Annotated in this window: 13 protein-coding genes; 7 read left to right on the top strand and 6 right to left on the bottom strand. The window is 73.2% G+C overall.

The window, feature by feature from the left end:
* Nucleotides 1-3 precede the first annotated feature (3 nt).
* Together ACFYE3_RS02705 and ACFYE3_RS02700 are read left to right on the top strand one after the other, a co-directional pair.
* Entirely contained in the window at nucleotides 4-825 is an 822-nt protein-coding gene (locus tag ACFYE3_RS02705) for an amino acid ABC transporter ATP-binding protein (RefSeq protein WP_387605116.1), read from the top strand.
* 250 nt (nucleotides 826-1,075) lie between these two features.
* Entirely contained in the window at nucleotides 1,076-2,467 is a 1,392-nt protein-coding gene (locus tag ACFYE3_RS02700; protein WP_387605117.1) for an MFS transporter, read from the top strand.
* Nucleotides 2,468-2,563: 96 nt separating this feature from the next.
* On the opposite strand, the gene menD is transcribed toward ACFYE3_RS02700, so the two are convergent.
* Together menD and ACFYE3_RS02690 are read right to left on the bottom strand one after the other, a co-directional pair.
* Nucleotides 2,564-4,321 carry a 2-succinyl-5-enolpyruvyl-6-hydroxy-3-cyclohexene-1-carboxylic-acid synthase gene (gene menD / locus ACFYE3_RS02695; protein ID WP_449274653.1) on the bottom strand — a complete coding sequence of 586 codons (1,758 nt, stop codon included), beginning with the start codon at nucleotides 4,319-4,321 and terminating at the stop codon, nucleotides 2,564-2,566.
* 144 nt (nucleotides 4,322-4,465) lie between these two features.
* On the bottom strand, nucleotides 4,466-6,664 hold the full coding sequence (locus ACFYE3_RS02690) for a PhoX family protein (protein ID WP_387605119.1): 2,199 nt from the start codon (nucleotides 6,662-6,664) through the stop codon (nucleotides 4,466-4,468).
* Between the two features lie 427 nt (nucleotides 6,665-7,091).
* Here ACFYE3_RS02690 and ACFYE3_RS02685 point away from each other — a divergent pair, with 427 nt between their 5' ends.
* The gene (locus tag ACFYE3_RS02685; RefSeq protein WP_387605120.1) at nucleotides 7,092-7,502 is read left to right on the top strand and encodes a hypothetical protein; all 411 of its coding nucleotides are present in this window, start codon (nucleotides 7,092-7,094) and stop codon (nucleotides 7,500-7,502) included.
* Here ACFYE3_RS02685 and ACFYE3_RS02680 read toward each other — a convergent pair.
* Complete coding sequence (locus ACFYE3_RS02680; protein ID WP_387605122.1) at nucleotides 7,493-8,506, bottom strand: o-succinylbenzoate synthase; 1,014 nt, start codon at nucleotides 8,504-8,506, stop codon at nucleotides 7,493-7,495. The genes ACFYE3_RS02685 and ACFYE3_RS02680 overlap by 10 nt on opposite strands.
* Nucleotides 8,507-8,635: 129 nt before the next feature.
* Here ACFYE3_RS02680 and ACFYE3_RS02675 point away from each other — a divergent pair, with 129 nt between their 5' ends.
* Nucleotides 8,636-9,484, top strand: coding sequence for a phosphatase PAP2 family protein (locus tag ACFYE3_RS02675; protein ID WP_387605124.1), 849 nt, complete (start codon nucleotides 8,636-8,638; stop codon nucleotides 9,482-9,484).
* On the opposite strand, the gene ACFYE3_RS02670 is transcribed toward ACFYE3_RS02675, so the two are convergent.
* On the bottom strand, nucleotides 9,417-10,310 hold the full coding sequence (locus ACFYE3_RS02670; RefSeq protein WP_387605125.1) for an MBL fold metallo-hydrolase: 894 nt from the start codon (nucleotides 10,308-10,310) through the stop codon (nucleotides 9,417-9,419). The genes ACFYE3_RS02675 and ACFYE3_RS02670 overlap by 68 nt on opposite strands.
* A 40-nt stretch (nucleotides 10,311-10,350) precedes the next feature.
* Here ACFYE3_RS02670 and gluQRS point away from each other — a divergent pair, with 40 nt between their 5' ends.
* Nucleotides 10,351-11,352 carry a tRNA glutamyl-Q(34) synthetase GluQRS gene (gene gluQRS, locus ACFYE3_RS02665; RefSeq protein WP_387605126.1) on the top strand — a complete coding sequence of 334 codons (1,002 nt, stop codon included), beginning with the start codon at nucleotides 10,351-10,353 and terminating at the stop codon, nucleotides 11,350-11,352.
* Here the strand turns inward: gluQRS and aceB are convergent.
* Together aceB and aceA are read right to left on the bottom strand one after the other, a co-directional pair.
* Nucleotides 11,274-12,947: a malate synthase A gene (gene aceB, locus ACFYE3_RS02660; protein ID WP_387606007.1), complete on the bottom strand. Its 1,674-nt coding sequence runs from the start codon at nucleotides 12,945-12,947 to the stop codon at nucleotides 11,274-11,276. The genes gluQRS and aceB overlap by 79 nt on opposite strands.
* Nucleotides 12,948-13,083: 136 nt before the next feature.
* On the bottom strand, nucleotides 13,084-14,367 hold the full coding sequence (gene aceA / locus ACFYE3_RS02655) for an isocitrate lyase (RefSeq protein WP_387605128.1): 1,284 nt from the start codon (nucleotides 14,365-14,367) through the stop codon (nucleotides 13,084-13,086).
* Between the two features lie 160 nt (nucleotides 14,368-14,527).
* On the opposite strand from aceA, the gene ACFYE3_RS02650 reads away from it, so the two are divergent.
* The gene (locus tag ACFYE3_RS02650; protein ID WP_387605129.1) at nucleotides 14,528-16,009 is read left to right on the top strand and encodes a helix-turn-helix domain-containing protein; all 1,482 of its coding nucleotides are present in this window, start codon (nucleotides 14,528-14,530) and stop codon (nucleotides 16,007-16,009) included.
* 151 nt (nucleotides 16,010-16,160) lie between these two features.
* The gene (gene putP, locus ACFYE3_RS02645; protein ID WP_387605130.1) at nucleotides 16,161-17,657 is read left to right on the top strand and encodes a sodium/proline symporter PutP; all 1,497 of its coding nucleotides are present in this window, start codon (nucleotides 16,161-16,163) and stop codon (nucleotides 17,655-17,657) included.
* The last annotated feature ends 1 nt before the right edge of the window (nucleotide 17,658 follow it).

The following is a 17,658-nucleotide window of genomic DNA, read 5'->3' as shown; positions in this document are numbered from 1 at the left end:
ACTGTGAGCACTGCATCCTCCCCCACTCCCCGGTCCGGGCCCGGCGGCGCCGACGGCCTCGCGGACGCGGCCTCCGTCGTCATCGAGGGCCTGCACAAGTCCTACGGCTCCCTCGAGGTCCTCAAGGGCATCTCCCTCAGCGTCGGCGCCGGCCAGGTGGTCTGCCTCATCGGTCCCTCCGGCTCCGGCAAGTCCACGCTGCTGCGCTGCGTCAACCTGCTCGAGACCCCGCAGCAGGGCCGGATCACGATCGGTGACTTCGAGGTCACCGATCCCGAGGCCGACGTGGACCGGATGCGCCGGCACGTGGGCATGGTCTTCCAGCAGTTCAACCTGTTCCCCCACCTGAACGTCCTCGAGAACTGCACCGTGGCCCAGCTCAAGGTGCTCAAGCGGGACAAGGCCGAGGCCGAGCGGATCGCCCGCGGCAACCTGGAGCGCGTGGGCCTGGCAGAGAAGGCGGACAGCTACCCCGACCAGCTCTCCGGCGGGCAGCAGCAGCGCGTGGCGATCGCCCGGGCCCTGTCGATGGACCCGTCCCTCATGCTCTTCGACGAGCCGACCTCCGCCCTGGACCCCGAGACGGTGGGCGACGTCCTCGCCATCATGCGCAACCTCGCCGCCGAGGGCATGACGATGCTCGTGGTCACCCACGAGATGGAGTTCGCCCGCGACGTCGCCGACAAGGTCGTGTTCATGGACGGCGGGGTGGTCGTCGAGGAGGGTCCCGCCGCGGAACTGATCCGCAGCCCGCGCGAGCCCCGCACCCAGTCGTTCCTCTCCCGCGTGCTCAACCCCACCCAGGTGCAGGCACCGGAGCAGTGACCCGGCGCGGTCCGGGTCCGTCGTCCCCGGACGAGGACCCGGACGTCGGACCCGGTCTCATATCCAGAACAGTCCGTATCGAGGGCATCGATATCCTGAACAGATGAATCCCCCCCTGGTGGATCCCTAGGTCTTTGCCTCATATGACCCGGATCACCGCTCTGTCAGGCTGGGCGCAGCCAGGGGACGCACCGCCGGTCTCCCCGCTTCCTGCCTTGTCCACGCGCTGCCCAGAGAGGTCCCGGGGAACATGACACAACCACACATCGACATCGCGGAGAATCCGCAGCTCGAGCAGAGGACGGCCCGCTTCGTGGCGTTCGTCATCTGCCTCGCCCTGCTCTTCGACGGCTACGACCTCGTCATCTACGGCGTGGTGCTGCCGGGCCTGCTCGCCGATCCCACGCAGATCGGGATCCTGGAACCGGCCGTCGCGGGCCTGGTGGGCTCCTACGCCCTGATCGGCGTGCTCATCGGCTCGCTCGTCTGCGGGGCCATCGGCGACTTCTTCGGCCGTCGCCGGCTGCTGATCACCGGTGTCGCCTGGTTCTCGATCGGGATGTTCGTCACCGCGCTCACCACCAGCGTGCTCGCCTTCGGCGCGATGCGCTTCGTCACGGGCATCGGTCTCGGCCTCGTGATCGCCACCGCCGGCGCCACCATGGCGGAGTTCGCCCCCGCCGGCCGCCGCCAGTTCTACAACGGCATCGTCTACTCCGGCATCCCGGCGGGCGGCGTGTTCGCCGCCGTCATGGGCATCGCCTTCCTCACCGACATCGGCTGGCGCGGGCTCTTCATGATCGGGGCCCTCCCCCTGGTCCTGCTGGTCCCGCTCATGCTCTGGAAGCTCCCCGAGTCCCCGCGCTGGCTGCTCGCCCGCGGCCAGACCGAGCGGGCCGGGGCCGTCGCCCTCCGCACCGGCGTCCCGCTGATCGAGGAGCAGGTCATCCAGGAGGTCGGCGCGGCCCCGCGCAGGACCGGCTACGCGGCCGTGTTCTCCCGGCAGTTCGCTCTGGCCTCGATCCTGCTGGGCTTCATGTCCTTCTGCGGCCTGCTGCTCACCTACGGACTCAACACCTGGCTCGCCGTCATCATGAACGGCTACGGCCACGACATCAGCCCGCTGTACTTCGTCCTCGTGCTCAACGGCTCCGCCCTGGTCGGCGGTCTGCTGGCCTCCCGCCTCGCGGACCGCACCGGCCCGCAGCGGATGATCGCCACGACGTTCGCCCTGGCCGCGATCGCCCTGGTCCTGATGACCTTCGGCTTCCCGCTGCCGCTGCTGTTCCTCTTCATCGCCGTGGCCGGTGTGGGCACCATCGGCACCCAGGTCCTGGTCTACGGGTTCCAGTCGAACTACTACACGACCAACGCCCGGGCCGCCGGCGTAGCCTTCTGCGCCAGCATGGGCCGGTTCGGCGGCATCTTCGGCCCGATCATCGGCGGCTGGCTCGCCGCCGCCGGCCTCGGCGGTCCCCAGGCGTTCTACGTCTTCGCCGGCGTGGCTCTGGCCGGCGCGGTGGTCACCCTCGTGGTGCCCCACCAGCGCGCGCTCGAGGAGGCCGAGCACCGGGTGGAGGAGCTCGCCATCCAGCACGCGCAGGCCCCCACCGAGCACGGGACGCCCCGCGTCCGAGGCTGAGCCCCCGCGGCACCGCTGACGGGCCCCGTCCCCCTCGCGGGGGGACGGGGCCCGTCCGCGTCCTCCGGCCCGGCGGCGCCGGGAGGTTCGGGCCCCTCAGCGCTCGTCCGGGACCCGAGGGGTTTCCTGCACGGCGCCCTGCGCGGTGACGTCAGCCGTGTCCTGCGCGGCGCCCTGCGCCGTGTCCTGCGCTGTGGCTTCAGCGGTGGCCTGCGCGACGGCGGCCCGGACCCGGGCGTGGAGGTCCCGCAGCCCGCGCCGGTCCACCACGACCTCCAGGACCGATCGCCCCCGCACGGGCGCGGCGAGCGCCTGCTCGAGCTCGGCGACGCCGGCCGCACGCCGGTGGGTCACGCCGTAGCCGGCGCACAGCGCGTCGAGACGGGCCTCGTGCGGAGTGCCGAAGAACCGCTCCACGACCGCCCGGTACTCCTCCTGCTCTCCCAGCGCCCCGTGCTCGAGGGTCGTGAAGATCCCCCCGCCGCCGTCGTTGAGGACCACCAGCTGCAGGTCGGGCTCGCGTTCGCCCGGACCCAGCAGCAGGGACGAGACGTCGTGCAGGAACGTCAGGTCGCCCAGGAGGGCGCGGACCGGGCGACCGCCGCCGAGCGCCGCGCCGGTGGCCGTGGCCACCGTCCCGTCGATCCCGGCGAGACCCCGGTTGGCGAGCACGAGCGGGGAGCCGGGGCCGGACCGGGCGGCCAGGTCCAGGTCGCGCACCGGGTTCGAGGAGCCGGCCACCAGCACGGTCCCGTCCCGCCGGCAGGCCTCCCACACCGCGGCGGCCACGGCCGGCCCGGTGGCCCGCCCCGGTGGCTCGGCGGCGAGCAACCGGGCGACGGCGCCGTCCGCGGCGGCGCCCGCCTCCCGCCAGGCGTCCGCCCAGCCGGGTGCGCCCCGACCGGTGAAGGCGGCCGCCTCGGCCCAGCTCGAGAGCACGCGTTCGCGGCGCCGGCCGGGCTCGTACCAGGCCACGGGAACGGGCCGCACGGCCGCGGTGACGACGTCCTCCCGGGCGAGCAGGGCACCGACCGGGCGGGAGAGCGTGGGCCGGCCCACGAGCAGGACGCGCTCGATCCGCCGGCCCAGCGGAGAGTCCAGCAGCAGCCGGTAGGCCCCCACGGCGTGCGGGCCGCTCCGCGCGTTCGACGAGGGCTCCGCGAGCAGCGGCAGCCCGCACGCCTCGGCGAAGCGGGCGGCGTCCGGCCCGGCGCCGTCCCCGGCGACGACGACGGAGCGCGCCGTCCCGGCGTCCGGACGCGGGGCCCGGACGGGTCCGGCCGCCACCGCGCTCGGGCCCGGGTCCGGCGCCGCCCCCGCCCGGGTGGCCAGCAGCCGCGCCCGGGCCGCGAGCACCGGGCCGTCCTCCGGCGCCGGGTGCAGCGGCTCGCGCAGAGCCACGTTGAGCTGGACCGGTCCCGGCGGCCGGGGTCCTCGCGGTCCTCGGCCGGCCAGGGCGTCGAGGACCTCCGCGAGGCGGGCGGGCACGTCGTCACCGGGGAGGAGGTCCACGGAGGCGCGCACGTGGTCGCCGAAGATCCCCGGCTGACGGGTGGTCTGGTTGGCACCGGTGCCCCGCAGCTCCGGCGGGCGGTCGGCGGAGAGCACCACGAGGGGCACCTCGGCGTGGTCGGCCTCCAGCACGGCGGGCAGCAGGTTGCCCACGGCCGTGCCCGACGTGGTGAGCACCCCGGCCGGCCGGCCGGTGGACCGCGCGATGCCGAGGGCGGTGAACGCCGCGCCCCGCTCGTCCACCCGCACGTGGACCTCGAGCGCCCCGGCGGCCTGGGCGGCCGCCGCGGCGTAGGCCAGCGGCGCGGACCGGGAGCCGGGGGCCACGACGAGGTGCCGCATGCCGGCGGCGACGAGCTCTTCCAGGACGGTGCGGGCGGTGTCGAGGGACGGTGTGGTCACAGGAGACCAGGGTAGTCCGGGAACGCACCGGTCCCCGGCACGCCGTGGGGCGGGCCGGGGACCGGGGAGCTCCGGAGGCGGGGCTCAGTAGGCGCGGGACGCGGTCCTCGCGGCCGCCTTCGTCTCCGCGGAGGCCTTGCCCTTGTAGCCGCGGTAGCGGGGCCCGCGCTCGCCGTTCTTGCGCCGCTTGTGCTGGTTGCGGCCCTGTCCCGGCCTGTCGTGGATCGCGCCGGGGAACTCGGGCTCCCCGTCGCGGTCCACGGCGAAGACCTGCGCCACGGACGGGCGCGGCAGGGACCACTCGCCCTCGCCCTGGCGGGTCTCCACGACGTAGTCCGGGAAGTAGGAGCGGGGCTCCTCGAAGGAGCCGTCCTCGCCCGGGTGCTGCACGGCCACGTAGACCATGCGCTCGCGGTCGTGGATCACGGGCCCGCAGGTCTCGGCGTCCTGCGGCACGGCGAGGAACTGCTGGACCCTGCCGCGCTCGCGCCCGGACAGCCCGACCTTGAACAGTCCGTCGTCGTAGCCGATGGTCCCCGGGGCGCCGTCGGTGGAGACCCACAGGTTGCCCTCCGAGTCGAAGGCCAGGTTGTCCGGGCAGGAGATCGGGGAGACCTTCTCCGCGGGGAATCCGGAGAAGTAGGCCGAGGCGTTCTTCGAGGGGTCCCCGGCCACGATCAGCAGGTTCCAGTCGAACTCCAGGGCGGCGGCGCGGTTGTTCCGCTCGGTGAGCTCGAGCACGTGCCCGTCGCGGTTCTGGGTGCGCGGGTTGGCCTCGTCCGGGCCGGCCTTTCCCGGAGTGCCGCGGTCGGTGTTGTTGGTCAGCGCCACGTAGACCTTGCCGGTGTGCGGGGAGGGCTCGACGTCCTCGGGGCGGTCCATCTTGGTGGCCCCCGCCTGGTCCGCGGCCAGGCGGGTGAACACCAGGACCTCCTCGACGGACATGCCGTCCACGGCCGACTCCCCGTCCACGACCAGCGGCAGCCACTCGCCCGAGCCGTCGAACGCGCCGTCGGAGGGCAGTCGGCCGGAGCCGTCGATCTCGGCCTCGGTGTCCCCGGTGAACTTCGCGACGTACAGGTTGCCCTCGGAGAGCAGCGTCATGTTGTGCGCGCGGTCGCCCTCGACGTACTTCTGGGCGGAGACGAACTTGTAGAGGTAGTCGAAGCGCTCGTCGTCGCCCGAGTAGGCCACCACGGTGCCGTCCTCGGCCACGCGCACGTTGGCGCCCTCGTGCTTGAAGCGGCCCAGGGCGGTGTGCTTGACGGGGGTGGACCCGGGATCCTGGGGGTCGATCTCCACGATCCAGCCGAAGCGGTGCGGCTCGTTCTCGTAGCCCGGCAGGGTCGAGTCGAAGCGCGGGTCCACCTCGTGCCAGCGCCTGCTCGGCGCCTCGGCGGCGAGCCCGTAGCGCTTCTGCTCGGCGGAGCCGTTGCCCTTGAAGTACTGGTTGAAGTTCTCCTCGCCGGAGAGGACCGTGCCCCACGGGGTGGTGCCGCCGGCGCAGTTGTTGAGGGTGCCCAGCACCAGGGCTCCGGTGGGGTCGGCCTCCGTGGTCATCAGGTCGGAGCCCGCCGCGGGCCCGTCCACCCGGAACGGGGTGCTCATCGTGATGCGCCGGTTCCGGGCGCCGCCGCGCACGTAGGACCAGGGCCGGCCGGGGCCGGTGCGGGCGATCTCCACGACGGACATGCCGTGGGCGGCCATGGCAACCCGGGCCACCCGCTGGACGTCGTCCTGCTGCTCGGCGGGGAACATGAGGTTCTCGTTGGTGTACTCGTGGTTGTTCACGAGCACGCCGCTGCGCCCGCCCCGGTCCCGGAGGACGTCCAGGTAGTCGCAGTTGTAGCCGAACTGGAGTGCCTGGGCCTCGGGGGTCTGCGCGGAGGGGTCGAACTCCGGGGAGTCGGCGAACAGGGGGTCGCCCCAGCGGATGATCGGGGACCAGTCGTAGCCCTCGGGGACCGTGAGGTCGTCCACGGTGTTCGGCACGGGGGCGATGGGCGCGAAGGACAGCCCGGAGCGTCCGCGACCGTGGGCCTGGGCGGCCTCCGGGGTGGCGCCGACGACGCCGACCGTGACGGCCGCCGCGGCGCCCAGGCCCAGGGCGGAGCGGCGGGACAGGGCGGCGCTCGCGATGTCGCGGAAGTAGCCGTTGCCCGAGGTGTTGCACTCCGGGCCGGCGCAGGCGCTGCCGCACTTGAGCCGGCACGTGACGGGGCTGCGCTTGCCACGGGTGTGGCCCAGCAGCGGGAGGAAGGGGCGCTTGGCGGTGTCGGTCATGGCTCTCCCAGACGGTCGGGGCCACGGGCGTCCGCGGCCGCAGGTATCGGATACGAGTCCACTGCACCACCGCCGCATGGGGCCCTGGGGGCGCCGAGGTGAAGCACACGTTAACGGACGGTGACCGGCCGTGGAGGGCGCCGCGCCGACCGGGTCCGGGGCTGCCCCTGCGTGACGGCCGGCGGTGACGTGCCCGCGCCCGGCGTGCCGGGGAGCCGAGCGTGTTCACTCGAAGAAACAATGCGCCGGCGGATTCCGTGGCGGCCACGGTTCTGGGATGCTCGTGCCGTCAGGCCGTCCCATCCGTCCAGCGCCCGGCCCGTGACCGGGAACTTTCGGAAGACCCCCCTCCTTCTGCACCGTCCGCCCACGGGCCGTGCCGCCGCGGCGGCAGTGCCGGTCCGGACACGGGCGAAGGAGGCGCGCGATGCACACGGAACCAGAGGTGGGACTGCTGTCCCCGCAGGAGCACGGGGAACCCGGTCCGCACGAGCCCGGCGCGCGCCGGTACCGGCGTGCGGGCGTGGACTGCCTGAGCGTCCGCCGCGCGTGGGACCTCCACCCGGGGGACTGCCTGCACGGACGGATCATCGCCTCCGTCCGCGGGGTCGTGGGGCTCGCCTGCAGCCCCGTGGCGGTCTTCTCCTTCACGGGTGACGACCCCGAGCACACGGCCCAGACGCGGATCGGCGCCGCCCACCCCGACATGGAGCTCGGCTGCGACGACGTGTGGCGCGCCGCCCGGGCGTGGGTCCGGCGCCACGACCTGCACGAGGGTGAGCCCGTGGACCTGGACCGGCTCCGGGCCGAGGTGCTGGGGGACGTGGCTCAGGGCTGAGGCGCGGCCCCCGCCAGGGCGTGCACGCGGCGCAGCCGCTCCAGCCACCACCGGCGCCGGTCCGCGGGCACGGCGTGGCGCCGCAGCAGCGCCGGGTCCGGGACCGCGTCCCGCAGCTCGAGCATCCCGCCGACCGGCCGCAGCGGCTCCCGCAGGACGTCCGCGCGCATGAGGGACACGGTCCCGAGCCCACAGGCGTACGGGAGCTCGGGCAGGGCGGCGGCGAGCGCGAGCCCCGCCCGGATGCCCACCGAGGTGTCCAGGGCGGAGCTGACCACCGCCGGCAGGCCCGCCCGGGCGACCACGTCCAGCGCGCGGCGCACGCCGCCCAGCGGGGCCGCCTTGACCACCAGCAGGTCGGCGGCGCCCGCCCGGGCCACCGCGAGCGGGTCGTCCTCCTTGCGCACGGACTCGTCCGCGGCCACGAGCACCGGCACGCCCCGGTCGGCGAGGCCCTCCCGGACGGCGGCGAGGCCCTCGATCGTGGGCACGGGCTGCTCCGCGTACGCGAGCCCGTGCCGCCCGAGCCGCTCCAGGGCCGCGAGGGCCGTGGGCACGTCCCATCCGCCGTTGGCGTCCACCCGCAGCTCGGCCTCCGGCAGCAGGGCCCGCACGGCCGCGACCCGGGCGTCGTCGTCCCCCGGGTCCTGGCCGCGCTCGGCGACCTTGATCTTCACGGCGCGGACCCCGCCCCCGAACCCGGCGAGCACCTCCCGGACACGGGCCGCCGGCACGGCGGGCACGGTCGCGTTGACGGGGATGCGCGTGCGCCGGGGCGCCGGGAAGCCGTGCCACGCGGCGTCGACCGCGGCGCGGAGCCAGGCGCCGGCCTCGGCGTCACCGTACTCGGGGAACGGGCCGAACTCCCCCCACCCCGCGGGGCCGCGCAGGAGCACCGACTCGCGCACGTCGACGCCGCGGAAGCGCACCCGCATCGGCAGGGCGACGACGTGCGCGTGCGCGAGCAGGTCGTCGAGCAGGGGCAGGGCCACGGCGGGGAGCATGCTCCCAGCCTAGAGGGCGCCTCTCAGCGCGCTCCGATCCGTGCGTGGAATGATGAGGGCTCCGCGGGTGCCGGCACGGCCGTGGCCGTGCCGGCACCCCGACGATCCGCACCACCGCCCAGGAGCTCGATGACCACGACCGCCCGCCGCCCCCTCCCCACCGTCCTGCAGGTCCTGGGCCACCTGCTCGGCGCCGCCGCCCTGTGGGCGGCGGCCGCCCTGACCGGGGTCGTGGCGCTGACCACCGCGACCGGGCAGTGGCTCGACGAGCTGGCCCTGCGCCAGGCGAGCGGCGCCTTCCCCGACCTCTCCGACCGCGCCGCCCAGCTGCTCGACTCGGTCCCGTGGGTGGTGGGCGCGGTCTCGGCCGTGTGCCTCGCGGTCCTGGCCGTGCGCTCCCGGCGCCTCGCCCCGGCGGTGGTCGGGGCGGCGGTGGTCGTGCTGTCCAACCTCACGGTCCAGCTGCTCAAGCGGGTGCTGCTGGAGAAGCCGGACCTCGGGATCCAGGAGGCCGCCGTGAACTCCTTCCCGTCCGGGCACACGGCCGCCGCCGCCGCCGCCGTCGCGGTGGTGCTGCTCGCGGCGCCCGCCCCGTCCCGGCCGCTCGTCGCGCTGCTCGGGGCGGGGGCCACGACGGCGACCGGGGTGGCCACGCTGCTGAACGGCTGGCACCGGCCCTCGGACGTCGTGGCGGCCCTGCTGGTCGTGGCGGGCTGGGCGGCCCTGGGCGGCCTTGTGCTGCGCCTGACCGGGCCGGTGGAGCACCCCGTGCCCGGCGGAGGCCTGACCGCACTCCTGGCCGTCTCCGGCGCGGGGACCCTGCTGGTCGGTCTGCTGCCGCTGTGGGCGGCCCTGCGCGTTCCGGGCGGGGGCTGGGCGGCGGTCGCGGCGTGCGCGGCGATCCTCGGCGTCAGTCTGCTGGCGGCAGCGGCGCTGACAGCGCTGCAAGCTCCTCGGTCGCGGCGTCCTCGGCCCTGATCCGCTCGAGCCGGTCCAGGAGGATCCGCGCCGCCCCCGCGTTGTAGGGCAGGCGGAACATCGAGGCCGTCACGGGGCGCATGCCGTCCGGCTGCGCCGCGGCGGCCTCGCTCGCGTCCACGCGCTCGATCGCCGTGCGCATGAGCCGGGCCTGCTGGAGCACGAAGCCTCGCTCCACGGGGTTGCCGTGGCCGGGGACGAAGACCTGGTACCGGTCGAGGGCGGCCAGGCTCTCGAGGGCCGTGGCCCAGCCCCGCGGGTACGAGTCGTCGAAGTCCGGGTCGGAGCCCTGCTCCACGAGGTCCCCGGTGAAGACGACGTCGTCGACGCCCACGCAGAGGTCGTTGTCGGTGTGTCCCGGGCCGAAGGAGAAGAGCACCGCCGCCCGCTCCCCCAGGTCCACCCGGGTCAGGGCGGGACGCCTGCCCGTGCCCGGCAGGTGCCGGTTGGGCACCACGAGCCGGGTGTCCGGTCCCTCGGCCGCGGCCATCTCGGGCTCGTGGGTGCCCACGAAGGAGCGCTGGAAGTCGCCGTGCGCCCGGATCGCCGCCGCGCAGCCGCGGTGGGCCCAGAAGTCCTCGGCCCCGGCGCGCTGGAACACGGCGTTGCCCAGGAAGTGGTCGTAGTGGGCGTGGGTGTTCACCACCGTCAGGGGCAGGCCCGTGAGCGAGCGGACCGCCTCCAGGATCTCCCGGGCCTGGCGCGGGCCCGCACCCGTGTCGACCACCAGGGCGCGGCGGGTCCCGAGCACGACACCGGAGTTCAGCCTCCAGTTGTCCGTGCTCACGGCGAAGACGCCGTCGCGGAGTTCGTTGATGCGCGCCACCCGACCAGGGTACCGACCGCCGCTGGCTATCCTGACCACCATGACCACTCCGTCCCCGGACCGTGCGGTCGGAGGCGCCGGCCGCTATGCCCCGTCCCCCTCTGGGGACCTCCACCTCGGCAATCTCCGCACGGCGCTGCTCGCGTGGGCCCTCGCGCGCTCGACGGGCCGGCGCTTCGTCCTGCGTGTCGAGGACATCGACCGGGTGCAGCCGGGGGCGGCCGAGCGGCAGCTCGCGGACCTCGCCCGGCTGGGCCTCGACTGGGACGGCCCGCCGCTGCTGCAGTCCTCGCGGGAGGCCGAGCACCGTGCCGTGGTGGCGCGTCTCACCGCGGCGGGGCGCACCTACGAGTGCTACTGCACGCGCCGGGAGATCCGGACGGCCGCGAGCGCGCCGCACGGGGCCCCGGGCGCCTACCCGGGCACGTGCCGGGACCTCGACGACGCCGAGCGGGCGCGCCGCCGGCGCGAGCGGCCCCCCGCGGTGCGGCTGCGCGCGGACCTGCGCTCCCGCACGGTCGTGGACCGCTGGGCCGGGGCGCACACGGGGCTCGTCGACGACTTCGTGCTGCTGCGCAACGACGGCCGTCCCGCCTACAACCTCGCGGTGGTCCTGGACGACGCCCACCAGGGCGTGGACCAGGTGGTCCGGGGCGACGACCTGCTGGCCTCCACCCCCCGGCAGGCGTACCTGGCCTCGGTGCTCGGACTGGACGAGCCGGAGTGGGTGCACGTCCCGCTCGTGCTCAACGCGCACGGGCAGCGCCTCGCCAAGCGCGACGGCGCCGTGACCCTCGCCGAGCTCGCGGCGGCGGGGCACGGCGTCGAGGAGGTGCTGGGCTGGATGACCGCGTCGCTGCGCCTCCCGGGGCCGGTCCGGACGGGGCAGGACGTCCTCGCCGTCTTCGACGAGGACGTCCTGCCCCGGGAGCCCTGGGTCGTGGACCCGGCCCGGTGGGCCGCTCAGGCGCGCGAGGGCGCGGAGGTCCCGGCCTCCTCCGGGGCGTGCGGGTCCTCGGGCTCGGCCAGGAACCGCTCGTAGGCGGGGGTGGTCAGGAACGGGGGGTAGTCGTCGCCCAGGGCCACCTCCTCGAAGATGGAGCGGGCGTCGTCGAAGCGGTCGCCCTCGGTGCGCTCGATCTTCGCGAACTCCTCCTCCATCAGCTCCTGCGCCCAGTCCCGGGTGATCTCCTCGCCCTCGTCCGTGATGGCGCGGGTGTTCACCCACTGCCAGATCTGGGAGCGGGAGATCTCCGCGGTCGCGGCGTCCTCCATCAGGTTGTGGATGCCCACCGCGCCGTTGCCGCGCAGCCACGCCTCGATGTAGCGGATCCCCACCTCGATGTTGCTGCGGATCCCCGCCTCGGTGATCTTGCCCGTCGCGGAGGCGATGTCGATGAGCGCCTTGTCGTCGGGCACCACGTCCTCGCGGAGCCGGTCCAGCTGGTTCGGCCGGTCACCGAGCACCGCGTCGAAGATCTCGCGGCACACGGGGACCAGGTCGGGGTGGGCCACCCAGGACCCGTCGAAGCCGTCGTCGGCCTCGCGGGTCTTGTCCGCGCGGACCTTCTCGAACGCGATGCGGTTGACCTCCTCGTCCCGGCGGGAGGGGATGAACGCGGCCATCCCGCCGATGGCCATCGCCCCGCGGCGGTGGCAGGCCCGCACGAGCTGCTCGGTGTAGGCCCGCATGAACGGCTGCGTCATGGTCACGGCGTTGCGGTCCGGGAGGATGAAGCGGGGCCCGCGGGTCCGGAAGTTCTTGATGATCGAGAAGATGTAGTCCCACCGCCCCGCGTTGAGTCCCGCGGCGTGCTCCCCGAGCTCGTACAAAATCTCCTCCATCTCGAAGGCCGCGGTGATCGTCTCGATCAGCACCGTGGCGCGGATGGTGCCGCGGTTCGTCCCGAGCATGGACTCCGCGCGGCTGAAGATGTCGTGCCACAGCCGCGCCTCCTGGTGGGACTCGGTCTTGGGCAGGTAGAAGTAGGGGCCCAGGCCGAGCTTCTTGAGCCGGCGCGCGTTGTGGAAGAAGTAGAGGCCGAAGTCCACGACGGCGCCCGCGATGGGCTCGTCCCGCACGGACAGGTGCTTCTCCTCGAAGTGCCACCCCCGGGGCCGCACCACGATGGTGGGGTTGGCCCGGGCGTCCTTGTTCTTCAGCGCGTACTTCTTGCCGTCCGGGTTGGTGAACTCGATGGTCCCCTCGAGCGCGTCGATCAGGTTGAGCTGGTTGGTGACCACGTTCGTCCAGTGCGGGGTGTTGGCGTCCTCCATGTCCGCGAGCCACACCTTCGCCCCGGAGTTGAGCGCGTTGATGGTCATCTTCCGCTCGGTGGGGCCGGTGATCTCCACGCGGCGGTCCTCGAGCCCGGGCGGGGGCGGCGGCACGCGCCAGGAGTCGTCCTCGCGGATCTTCTGCGTCTCCGGCAGGAAGGTGGGGTCGGTGCCGCGGGCGATCGCCTTGCGCCGTTCCTCGCGGGCGGCCAGCAGCTCCCGCCTGCGGGGCTCGAACTCGCGGTGCAGGGCCGCCAGGAAGCCGAGCGCGTCCGGGGTGAGCACACTGTTCTGCCGGGGCACGTGGTGACCGGTGAGGGTCACGCCGTTGATCGTCACGGGGTTGCTGGTCATGGTCATCATGGCTGGTTCCTCGCCTGAAGAGTGTCCTGGGAGATCGGGTGGGGCGGCTCCGGAGCGGGCCGGAGCGGGCCGTCGTCGGATGCGGCGCGGCCGGGGACCCTCTCGGGCCCCCGGCCGGTCGCGGCCGTGCGGCTCAGAACTGGGCGGTCTCCGTGGACCCGGCCAGCGCCGTGGTGGAGGACTCCGGGTTGAGGACGGTGGAGACCAGGTCGAAGTAGCCCGTGCCGACCTCGCGCTGGTGCCGGGTGGCCGTGTAGCCGCGCTCCTCGGCCGCGAACTCCCGCTCCTGCAGCTCCACGTAGGCCGTCATCTGGTTGCGGGCGTAGCCGTGGGCCAGGTCGAACATCGAGTAGTTCAGGGCGTGGAAGCCGGCCAGGGTGATGAACTGGAACTTGAAGCCCATCGCGCCCAGCTCCCGCTGGAACTTGGCGATCGTGTCGTCGTCCAGGTGCTTCTTCCAGTTGAAGGACGGCGAGCAGTTGTAGGCGAGCATCTGGTCGGGGTGCTCCGCGTGGATGCCCTCGGCGAACTTCTGGGCCAGCTCGAGGTCCGGGGTGCCGGTCTCCATCCACAGCAGGTCGGCGTACGGGGCGTACGCGTTGCCGCGGGCGATGCAGGCCTCGAGGCCGTTGCGGACCTTGTAGTACCCCTCCGCGGTGCGCTCGCCGGTGACGAACGGCTTGTCGCGGTCGTCGACGTCGGTGGTGATCAGGGTGGCCGCCTCCGCGTCGGTGCGGGCGATGATCAGCGAGGGGACGTCGGCGACGTCGGCCGCGAGCCGGGCCGCGCTGAGGGTGCGGACGTGCTGCTGGGTGGGGATGAGCACCTTGCCGCCCAGGTGGCCGCACTTCTTCTCGGAGGCCAGCTGGTCCTCCCAGTGCACGCCGGCCGCGCCGGAGGCGATCATGGACTTCATGAGCTCGTAGGCGTTGAGCGAGCCGCCGAAGCCGGCCTCGGCGTCGGCGACGATCGGGACCAGCCAGTCGTCCACGGTCCTGATGCCCTCGGAGTGCTCGATCTGGTCGGCGCGCATGAGGGCGTTGTTGATCCGCCGCACGACCGCGGGGACGGAGTTCGCGGGGTAGATCGACTGGTCGGGGTAGGTCTGGCCCGCGAGGTTCGCGTCGCCGGCGACCTGCCAGCCGGACAGGTAGATGGCCTTGAGACCGGCCTTCACCTGCTGGACCGCCTGGTTGCCGGTCAGGGCGCCGAGGGAGTTGACGAAGTCCTCGGTGTGGAGCTTCTCCCACAGCTGCTCCGCGCCGCGGCGGGCCAGGGTCATCTCCTCCTGCACCGACCCGCGCAGACGGACGACCTCCTCCGCCGTGTACTCGCGGGTGATGTTCGCCCAGCGGGGGTCGGCGTCCCACTCGTGGCGGATCTCGTCGGCGGTCTTGGGGGCGTTGGGGTAGGACATGTCGGCTCCTCGTTGAGTTGTCCGAGAACGGGTGCTTCGGCTGCGGGGTCACCGGGAAGTTCGCTCTCCCGTGGTGACACATCCCACTTTGCCCCAGTTCCGGGCGGATGAACCCACATTTCCTGGTGAATTTTCGCCGTTCTTCGCATATGGTGAAGAAATGATGACGAACGCCTGGGGCACCGAGTTGCCGACGTCGACCGAGCCCGCCGGCAGCACCGATCTCATCGGTCTCGGCCGGCGCATCCGGTCCCTGCGCAAGGACCGGGGGCTGACCCTCGCCGAGCTGGCCGACCGGGCCGGCACGGCCACGTCGCAGCTGTCCGTGATCGAGAACGGGCGGCGCGAGCCCCGGCTCAGCCTGTTGCGGCGCCTCGCCGAGGTCCTGGGCACGAGCGTGGACGCCCTGCTCGGGGCCGAGCCCGGCACCCGGCGCGAGGCGCTCGAGATCCAGCTCGAGCGCGCCCAGCGCTCCCCGTTCTACGAGCAGCTGGGGCTGCCGACCGTCCGGGTCAGCTCCGCCCTGTCCACCGAGGTGCTCGAGGCGCTCGTGGCCCTGCAGGAGCGGCTGGCCGAGGCCCTCGAGAAGAACTCGGCCACCCCGGAGGAGGCCCGCCGGGCCAACGTGCAGCTGCGCCGGCTCATGCGGGAGCAGGACAACTACTTCCCGGACCTGGAGCAGGCCGCCAAGGAGCTGCTGACCCTGGGCGGCTACTCCTCGGGCCCCGTGTCCAACTCCGTGATCTCGGAGATGGTGGGCAAGCTCGGCTACAGCATCCACCACGTCACCGACCTCCCGCACTCGACCCGCTCGGTCACCGACCTGCTCAACCGGCGGATCTACCTGGTGCAGAGCCCGCGGGCGGACCACGACCCCCGCGCGGTGCTGCTCCAGGCCGTGGGGCACCAGGTGCTGGGCCACGAGCCGCCCAAGGACTACGCCGAGTTCCTCGCCCAGCGGGTGCAGACCAACTACTTCGCCGCGGCGGTGATGCTGCCGGAGGACAAGACCGTCCCGTTCCTGCTCGAGGCGAAGCGGAACCGGGACCTGTTCCTGGAGGACCTCAAGGACCGCTTCGCCGTCTCCCACGAGACGGCGGGCCACCGCTTCACGAACCTCGCGACCCGGCACCTGGGCATCCGCACCCACTTCCACAAGGTGCACTCGTCGGGGGTGATCCACAAGGCCTACGAGAACAACGGCCTGGCGTTCCCCACGGACCACACCGGGGCGATCGAGGGCCAGATCTCCTGCCGCAAGTGGTCCGGGCGCACCGTCTTCGACCAGCCCAACCAGTTCACGGCGTTCGCCCAGTACACCGACACGCCCTCCGGCACGTTCTGGTGCTCCACGCGCACGGAGCTCTCGAGCCAGGGCGTGTTCTCGATCGGCGTGGGTGTCGCGTTCACCGACGCCCGCTGGTTCCGCGGCCGCGACACCCCGCACCGCACCGTGTCGACGTGCCCGGACCCCTCGTGCTGCCGGCGCCCGCCCGAGGAGCTCAGCCGGGTGTGGGCGGGCCACGCATGGCCCAACACCCGGGCGCACTCGCACGTGCTCGCCGCCCTGCCGGAGGGTGCCTTCCCGGGCGTCGACGAGCGCGAGGTCTACGAGTTCCTGCAGGCGCACGACGACGCCTGAGCCGGTCCCGCGGGCCGCCGGTCCGGTCTCCCTACACCCGTAGTGGCTGGCCACTGCCCGGGAGCGCGCGTAAAGTCCTGTGGGACCTTTGCCCCACCCACCCTCCTGGACGCTGCGCTCCACCGGGCCGGCGCCGGGCGGAAAGGAATCCATGCCCGACCAGCTGCCCCAGACGATCGCGATCGTCATCTACTTCGCCGCCATGATCGCGATCGGCCTCTACGCCAACAGCAGGACGAAGAACCTCGACGACTACATGCTCGGCGGGCGCAACCTCAAGCCCGGCGTCGCCGCGCTCAGCGCCGGGGCCTCCGACATGTCCGGCTGGCTGCTCCTCGGCCTGCCGGGCGCGGTGTTCCTCTCCGGTCTGGTCGAGGCGTGGATCGCCATCGGTCTGATCATCGGCGCGTGGGTCAACTGGAAGTTCATCGCCCCCCGGCTGCGCTCCTACACCGAGGTGTCGCACAACTCGATCACGATCCCGTCCTTCCTGGACAACCGGCTCAAGGGCGGGACCCGGCTGCTGCGCATCGTCTCCGGGCTGATCATCCTGGTGTTCTTCACGTTCTACGTCTCCTCCGGCATGGTCGCCGGCGGGCTGTTCTTCCAGTCGTCCTTCGGCTCGACGTACCACGCCGGCCTGCTCCTGGTCGTCGGCGTGACCATCGCCTACACCCTCTTCGGCGGCTTCCTGGGCGCGACCTACACCGACGTGGCCCAGGGCATCCTCATGTTCCTCGCCCTGATCATGGTCCCGGTCGTCGGGATCATCAACGTCGGCGGCTTCGGGCAGATGGCGGAGAACATCGCCGCGGTGAACCCGGACGCCCTCTCCCTCGTGCGCGGCGCCACCGTGATCGGCGTCATCTCGGCCCTCGCGTGGGGCCTGGGCTACTTCGGCCAGCCGCACATCATCGTCCGCTTCATGGCCATGCGCTCCCCCTCCGACGCCAAGACCGGCCGCCGGATCGGGCTGACCTGGATGGTGCTCAGCGTCGTCGGGGCGATCGCCACTGCGCTCGTGGGCATCGCCTACTACGGCAACCGCCCCGACGAGAGCCCGACCGACCCCGAGTCCGTGTTCCTGGACCTCGCGCAGGTCTTCTTCCACCCGGTCGTGGCGGGCTTCGTGCTGGCGGCCGTGCTCGCGGCGATCATGTCCACGGTCTCCTCCCAGCTCATCGTCTCCTCCTCCGCCCTGGTGGAGGACCTGTACAAGCTGACCGTCAAGCAGTCCCCGTCCGAGCGCAAGCAGGTGTGGATGGGCCGCGCGGGCGTGGCCGCCGTCGCCCTCGTGGCGGTGTTCCTGGCCTGGGAGCAGAACAACACGATCCTCGGCCTCGTGGCCTTCGCATGGGCCGGCTTCGGCGCCTCGTTCGGCCCGATCGTGATCCTGTCCCTGTTCTGGCGCAAGCTCACGAACCTGGGCGCGATCACCGGCATGGTCCTGGGCGCGGTCACCGTGTTCGCGTGGACCGTGACCCCGTGGGCCGACCTCTACGAGATCATCCCCGGTTTCGTCGTGAGCCTCGTGTCCGCCGTGCTGGTCTCGAAGGCCACCTACCGGCGCGACGATGAGGTCGAGCGCGAGTTCGACGACGCCGTGCGCCTCACCCACGCGGCGCAGGACGAGATGGCCGCCCGCTGAC

It is taken from the genome of Kocuria arenosa (genome assembly GCF_042879215.1).
In the GTDB taxonomy this organism is placed as follows: Bacteria; Actinomycetota; Actinomycetes; order Actinomycetales; family Micrococcaceae; genus Kocuria; species Kocuria arenosa.
The sequence above is the reverse complement of the archived record's forward strand: the minus strand, read 5'-3'. Positions and strand labels throughout refer to the sequence as shown.